The organism is Pseudomonas sp. 1D4 (genome assembly GCF_001728925.1).
Taxonomy (GTDB): Bacteria; Pseudomonadota; Gammaproteobacteria; order Pseudomonadales; family Pseudomonadaceae; genus Metapseudomonas; species Metapseudomonas otitidis.
In genome coordinates, this window is sequence record NZ_LXJQ01000013.1 from 96,069 (window position 1) to 102,278 (window position 6,210).

At 68.2% G+C, this 6,210-nt stretch carries 6 protein-coding genes and 1 pseudogene; 5 read left to right on the forward strand and 2 right to left on the reverse strand.

From position 1 onward, the window contains the following. Window positions 1-115: 115 nt before the first annotated feature. From A7D27_RS09465 to A7D27_RS09475, 3 genes are read left to right on the forward strand one after another with little or no spacing between them, the layout of a single operon-like run. Window positions 116-1,075 carry an ABC transporter substrate-binding protein gene (locus A7D27_RS09465; RefSeq protein ID WP_069561495.1) on the forward strand — a complete coding sequence of 320 codons (960 nt, stop codon included), beginning with the start codon at window positions 116-118 and terminating at the stop codon, window positions 1,073-1,075. 22 nt (window positions 1,076-1,097) lie between these two features. Further along, the gene (locus A7D27_RS09470) at window positions 1,098-1,517 is read left to right on the forward strand and encodes an OsmC family protein (protein ID WP_069564704.1); all 420 of its coding nucleotides are present in this window, start codon (window positions 1,098-1,100) and stop codon (window positions 1,515-1,517) included. 55 nt (window positions 1,518-1,572) lie between these two features. After that, window positions 1,573-2,436 carry a pirin family protein gene (locus A7D27_RS09475; RefSeq protein ID WP_069561497.1) on the forward strand — a complete coding sequence of 288 codons (864 nt, stop codon included), beginning with the start codon at window positions 1,573-1,575 and terminating at the stop codon, window positions 2,434-2,436. Window positions 2,437-2,528: 92 nt separating this feature from the next. Here the strand turns inward: A7D27_RS09475 and pobA are convergent, their stop codons facing one another. Then, complete coding sequence (pobA, locus tag A7D27_RS09480; protein WP_069564705.1) at window positions 2,529-3,716, reverse strand: 4-hydroxybenzoate 3-monooxygenase; 1,188 nt, start codon at window positions 3,714-3,716, stop codon at window positions 2,529-2,531. Window positions 3,717-3,908: 192 nt separating this feature from the next. Here pobA and A7D27_RS09485 point away from each other — a divergent pair, with 192 nt between their 5' ends. Continuing rightward, a complete protein-coding gene (locus A7D27_RS09485) occupies window positions 3,909-4,799 on the forward strand; it encodes a helix-turn-helix domain-containing protein (RefSeq protein WP_069564706.1) in 891 nt (296 codons plus the stop codon). Window positions 4,800-4,857: 58 nt separating this feature from the next. On the opposite strand, the gene A7D27_RS09490 is transcribed toward A7D27_RS09485, so the two are convergent. Further along, window positions 4,858-5,805 (reverse strand): helix-turn-helix domain-containing protein, encoded by a 948-nt coding sequence (locus A7D27_RS09490; protein WP_069564707.1) that lies wholly within the window; start codon window positions 5,803-5,805, stop codon window positions 4,858-4,860. A 92-nt stretch (window positions 5,806-5,897) separates the two neighbouring features. Here A7D27_RS09490 and A7D27_RS28660 point away from each other — a divergent pair. Next, window positions 5,898-6,110, forward strand: a pseudogene (locus A7D27_RS28660) (IclR family transcriptional regulator); the annotation flags it as partial. Window positions 6,111-6,210 lie beyond the last annotated feature (100 nt).

The following is a 6,210-nucleotide window of genomic DNA, read 5'->3' on the forward strand; positions in this document are numbered from 1 at the left end:
CCAGGTCCTCCAGGGGGCTTGCCAAGGTAGACCCGCGCTTCGCCTGCGGGGTTCAGAGAATGATCCGCCCGGATTTACGGATTATGCTTGCCCAGCTGCCACGAGAGCTTTCGCCATGAAACGCTGCCTTCCGCTGCTTCTCGCCTGTGTTGCCTGCACCGTCGGCGCTGCCGAGCGCCTGGTCTACCCGAAGCACTCCCATGGCGCCGACCCGGAGGCGTATGTGGTCGAGCTGCTGCAACTGGCCCTGGACCGCAGCGGCGTCGACTACCGCCTGGAGCGCAGCCTCGAACCGGTGCCGCAGTCGCGCGCTCAGTACTCGCTGGAGCAGAACGACGGCACCTTACAGGTGATGTGGGCCATGACCACCCGCGAGCGCGAGGCGGAGCTCGCCCCCATCCGCATCCCCATCTACAAAGGCCTGATCGGCTGGCGCGTCCCGTTGGTACGGGCAGACCGGGCCCAGAGCCTGGCCAGCATCGCCAGCCTGGACGACCTCAAGACGCTGCGCATCGGCCAGCGCCATGACTGGCCCGACACCGCCATCCTGCGCGCCAACGGCCTGACCGTACTCACCTCGCCGAGCTATGAAGGCCTGTTTCGCATGCTCCAGGCCAAACGTTTCGAACTCTTCCCACGCGAGGTGGTTGTGGCCTGGGTCGAGGCCCGGCGCGCGCGCGAGCAAGGCCTCGACCTCACCGTCGACGAGCACCTGGTGCTGCACTACCCCACTGCCCTCTATTTCTTCACCTCCAAGTCGCGCCCCGACCTCACGGCCGCCCTCGAGCGCGGGCTGGAGCGGACCATTGCCGATGGCAGCTTCGAGAGGCTGTTCCAACGCCGCCACGGCGACAGCATCCGCCGCGCCCGCCTGGACCAGCGCCGGGTGATCGAACTGCAGAACCCCGACCTGCCCGACACGGTGCCCCTGGGCCGCGCCGAGCTCTGGTACCACCCGCCGACAGACCCGGCACGCACCCACAGCGCCAGGGCGGATGAAAAATCCCGGGAACACCCGGCCCGCTTGCAGGCTCCAAACACCACGGCCCCCGTGCGCACGCCGGGTGCTCCATGAGCCCACCACCCGAGGACTGCCGATGACCATCACCGTCACCACCGAATCCGCCGACGGCTACCGCCACGCCATCCGCGTCGACGAGACCCACGCGCTGTTCACCGACATGCCCAGGGCCCTGGGCGGCGACGGCAGCGCGCCCGAACCCCATGACTACTTCGACACCGCCCTCGGCGCCTGCAAGGCGCTGACCGTCACCTACTACGCGCGCCAGCACGACATCCCGCTGACCGGCGTGGGCGTAGAAGTGGTCCACGACAGCAGCCGCGAGAAGGATGGCCACTACGGCGTGAGCGTGAAGCTGACCCTGCGCGGCGCCCTCACCGACGAGCAGCGCGCCACCCTGCTGCGCATCGCCGACAAGTGCCCGATCCACAAGCTGATGACCACCGCCGAGGTGAAGATCGAAACGCGCCTGGCCGAAGGCAACTTCAGCCAGTGACGCCACCGGCTCCGGCGCGGCGCTATGCTTGCCGCTCAGCCCGCCGGAGCCGCCCATGACCAGCCCCCTCGTGATCCGCCCCCGCCCCGAAGACGTGGCGGGGCTGCCCATCCTCCGGCCGATCCCCTCGGCTCAGTGCCGCAGCGTCGGCCCCTTCGTGTTCTTCGACCACATGCTCGCCACCGCCTTCGCCCCTGGGCAGGGCATGAACGTGCGCCAGCACCCGCACATCGGCCTCTCCACCCTCACCTACCTGTTCGAGGGCACGCTGCAGCACAAGGACAGCCTCGGCTCCGACCAGCGCGTGGGCCCCGGTGACGTCAGTTGGATGACCGCCGGCGCCGGCGTCGCCCATGTCGAGCGCACCCCGGCCGAGCTGCTCGCCAACGGCTCGCGCCTGCACGGCCTGCAGGTGTGGCTCGCCCTGCCCCGCGAGCAGGAGCAAGGAGCCCCCCGCTACAGCCACCACCCCGCCGCCAGCCTGCCGCAGCAGGACAGCCTGGGGGTGAGCATCCGCCTCATCGCCGGCCACGGCTTCTGCCTGGAATCCCCCGTACCGGTCACCAGCCCCACCCTCTACGCCGAGCTGCGCCTGCAGACCGGCGCCACCCTGCTGCTGCCCGACGAACACCCGCAGCGCGCCCTCTACCTGCTGGACGGCGAAGCCCTGCTCGACGACCAGCCGCTGGAACGCCACAGCCTCACCGTGCTCCCCGAGGGCGAAACCTTCAGCCTCAGCGCCTGCAGCGAAGCGCACCTGGTGATGATCGGCGGCGCCCCCCTGGACGGCCCGAGGCGGATGAACTGGAACTTCGTCGCCAGCGACCCGGCCCTGATCGACGCGGCCCGCCAGCGCTGGGCAGCGGCCGACTGGCCGGTGGTGCCGGGGGAACAGGAGCGGATCGAGCTGCCGCGTTAGGCGGGCGAGCGCCGCCGCAACGGCACTCGACTCATAAAAGAGCCCCCGGCAACCTGAGCCACCGGGAGCCTTTCACAGCTTCCGGGCAGGCCTCACTCCACCCGCTCGTAAGGCAGGCCCACATAGTTCTCGGCGATGCTCACCAGCCCCGCCCGGGAGCTGAGGAAGTACTCGCGGTCGGCCTGCTGCATCTTCTGGTCCCAGGCGTCCTGATGGCCGTTGAAGTCGTGCAGCAGGTTGGTCATGAACCAACTGAAGCGCTCGCCCTTCCAGACCCGGCGCAGGGCCAGTTCGGAGTACTTCTCCAGCAGGTCGGTGCGCCCCTCGCGGTAGACCTTGACCAGGATGCGGTAGAGGTAGCAGACGTCGGACGCCGCCAGGTTCAGGCCCTTGGCGCCGGTGGGCGGGACGATGTGGGCGGCATCCCCCACCAGGAACAGGTGGCCGTACTGCATGGGCTCCACCACGAAACTGCGCAGCGGGGCGATGCTCTTCTCCAGGGACGGGCCGGTCACCAGGCGCTCGGCCACCTCCTCCGGCAGGCGCGCCTTCAGCTCGGTCCAGAAGCGCTCGTCGGACCAGTCCTCCACCGTGTCCGTCAGCGGCACCTGCAGGTAGTAGCGGCTGCGGGTCAGGGAACGCTGGCTGCACAGGGAAAAGCCGCGCGGGTGCTGGGCGTAGATGAGTTCCTGGTGAACCGGCGGGGTGTCGGACAGCAGGCCCAGCCAGCCGAAGGGGTACACGCGCTCGTACTCGGTGAGCACCCCGGCCGGAATGCTCTGGCGCGACACACCGTGGAAGCCGTCGCAGCCGGCGATGTAGTCGCAGTTGACCCGGACCTGCTCGCCGGCGTGCTCGAAGGTGACACAGGGGCGCTCGCCCTTCAGCTCGTGCAGCGCCACGTTGCGGGCACCGTAGACGGTCGGCGCACCGCTGGCGGCGCGGGCCTCCATCAGGTCACGGGTGACCTCGGTCTGGCCATAGACCATCACGCTCTTGCCGCCGGTGAGTTCGCTCAGGTGGATCGGCACCCGCTTGCCGTCGACCACCAGCTCGACGCCCTCGTGCACCAGCCCCTCGGCGTCCATCCGGGCACTCACGCCGGCCTCGCGGAGCATGTCCACCGTGCCCTGTTCCAGCACGCCGGCACGGATGCGGCCGAGAACGTAGTCGGGGGTCTGGCGCTCGATGATGAGGGTGTCGATACCGGCCTTGTACAGCAACTGGCCGAGCAGCAGCCCCGAGGGGCCGGCACCGATGATGGCAACCTGGGTTTTCATTGTTCTTGTCTCTCAGTGAGGCGTTGCGGCCCGATGGCTGGCAGCGACCGCAAACGAGTGGCTTGGATGCCCCTGCATTTTTGCTGACAAGAATGGGAAAAGAAGGGTGTTTTCCGTACCAGGAATTGCACTTTTGAAAACAGCGTCCGATTATCGGGCAGCCATCCACCGCTGATCCGTGCCAGACACTCCATGACCGACCGCATCCCCGGCGTGCCCGTGTTCAAGCTCTACGGCGAGAACCAGGCCTGGCCGACCCCCGACCTGCTGCATTGCGAGTCCATTCCCAAGCGCAGCAGCCTGCACCACTGGGAGATCAAGCCGCACCGCCATGCCGACCTGTTCCAACTGCTCTACGTGCAGCGCGGCCAGGCGGTGGTGGAGGTGGAAGGCCGGCGCAGCCCCGTCGACGAACCCTCCATCCAGGTGACGCCGCCGCTGTGCGTCCACGGTTTCCAGTTCTCCGAGAACATCGAAGGCTACGTGCTCAGCCTCGGCGCACCGCTGGTGGAACGCCTGGAACAGCAGTTGGGCGCACCACTGGCGGTGCTGGCCTCCTCGGGCTGCTACCCGGTGGGCCGCGACCGCCGCTACATCAGCACGCTGTTCGCTGCCCTGCTGAAGGAGTACGAAGGCAGCGCCGCCTCCCGCGACCTGGTGCTGGCGTCCCTGGTCAACGTGCTGGTGGTGTGGATCACCCGCCAGCGCCAGCAGAACACCCCGCCCAGCGGCCGCGACGAGCGCAACCGGCAGTTGCTGGGCCGCTACATCAAGCTGGTGGAGCAGCACTACCGCGAACACCTCACGGTGGAAACCTTCGCCCACCGGCTGGACCTCTCCAGCGTCCACCTCAACACCCTGTGCCGCCGGCTGGCGGGCCAGAGTGCGCTGCAGATCATCCACCAGCGCCTGTTGCTGGAGGCCCGGCGCAGCCTCATCTACACCCACATGACCATTGCCCAGGTCTCCGACAGCCTGGGCTTCAGCGATCCCACCTACTTCTCGCGCTTCTTCCGCCGCCTGAGCGGGCAGTCACCCAACGCCTTCCGCCAGGCGAACAAGCGACACGGAAAGACAGGTTGAGGCCATACCCACCGGGCTGTTGACCTCCCTGGAGGACGGCACATGCCGGCATCCCAGCTCAGCACGGCGGCCGCCGCGTTTCCGAGGGGCACTCGCCAAACAGCTCGCGGTAGCGCGCCGAGAAATGGCTGAGGTGATAGAAGCCCTGCTCCGCCGCCGCCTCGCCGACGTTCAGCACGCTCGCGGGCGTGCTGGTCAGGCGGCGACGCACCGCATTCAGGCGCAGGGTGCGCAGGTATTCCACCGGGCGCATGCCCGCCACCAGTTGGAAGCTGCTCTGCAGGGTGCGACGGCTGACCCGCAGTTGCTCGCAGAGCGCGAGGATGCTCGGCAACTCGTCGGTGTTGGCCAGGGCGATTTCCTGGCACTTGCGCACCAGGTAGGCCGACACGGCGACATTGCCACGGCGCTCCCGGGGGGTGTCCCGCGCATGGATGAACAGATCGAGGAAGGTCTCCAGCAACTGCTCCTCCAGATGCGCCTCGCACGCCCTGTCCAAGGCGATGTCACCCTTGACCAGCGCGCTGAACAGCGGCTGGACCCGGCTCCGTACCCGCTCCAGCACCGCGCGGGAGACGGCCATCTGCGGTTGCGTGCGCAGGGCACCGAGCTGCTCGCGGGACAGCTCGACCTCCGCCAGGCGGGCGAAACGCTCGGCGTCGATGTTGATGGCGAAAAAGCTCATGCCCTCCGGCGCGTGCATCAGGAACTCCTCGCCATCGCGCAGCAAGGGCACGCTCTGCGGGCCGGCCTCGTAGCCCTGCACCACCGGGAAGCGCCCCGCCCCCAGCGACATGGCGATGCACAGCCGCCCACGGGGCGCGCAGCCGTGCTGCACCACCCGCTTGTCCAGGGTCTCCTGGAAGATCTGGAAGCGCTCGGCGGCCACCTGCTGCAGCTCGCTGGACAGGCTGCCCCGCCCCATCTGGTCGTAGACCTGGTTCCAACCCAGGATCGAGCCGGCGTGTTGCTGGGAATCATCGAAGGAACGCACTTCAGCCAACATCCGGGTCTCTCCTCTCTGCAACAAGACGCCGTCGGCCAGCAGGCGGCGCAAGGCCCAACAGGCATTCGGCAACGGCGCATCGCCCTCCCCCGGGCTGCTGCCTGACCCGCGACGAGCTGGACATCGACCTCACCGGCATCGCCGCGCCCATCCTCAGCCTCGATGACAAGAGCATCCTCGGCAGCCTCTCCGTGGTCAGCCCCACCCACGACTTCAAGCTGCTGCGCCAGGAAACGGTGACCGACATGCTAGTGGACACCACCCGCCGCATCGCCGCCAACATGCAGCGGCAAGGCGGCTCGTGAAACGCGGAACAGACCGACATCACTACCGGAAGCGCCTGATGGAATCCCCCTAATACAAACAGTCAGTCTCCGTCCTCCCAGTTCCAAAGGACGGAGCCCC

Bases quoted from the DNA above. Each gene is read 5' to 3' on its own strand.
- A7D27_RS09465 (WP_069561495.1), top strand. From the start codon at position 116: ATGAAACGCTGCCTTCCGCTGCTTCTCGCCTGTGTTGCCTGCACCGTC.
- pobA (WP_069564705.1), bottom strand. From the start codon at position 3,716: ATGAAAACCCAGGTTGCCATCATCGGTGCCGGCCCCTCGGGGCTGCTG.
- A7D27_RS09475 (WP_069561497.1), top strand. From the start codon at position 1,573: ATGACCAGCCCCCTCGTGATCCGCCCCCGCCCCGAAGACGTGGCGGGG.
- A7D27_RS09485 (WP_069564706.1), top strand. From the start codon at position 3,909: ATGACCGACCGCATCCCCGGCGTGCCCGTGTTCAAGCTCTACGGCGAG.
- A7D27_RS09470 (WP_069564704.1), top strand. From the start codon at position 1,098: ATGACCATCACCGTCACCACCGAATCCGCCGACGGCTACCGCCACGCC.
- A7D27_RS09490 (WP_069564707.1), bottom strand. From the start codon at position 5,805: ATGTTGGCTGAAGTGCGTTCCTTCGATGATTCCCAGCAACACGCCGGC.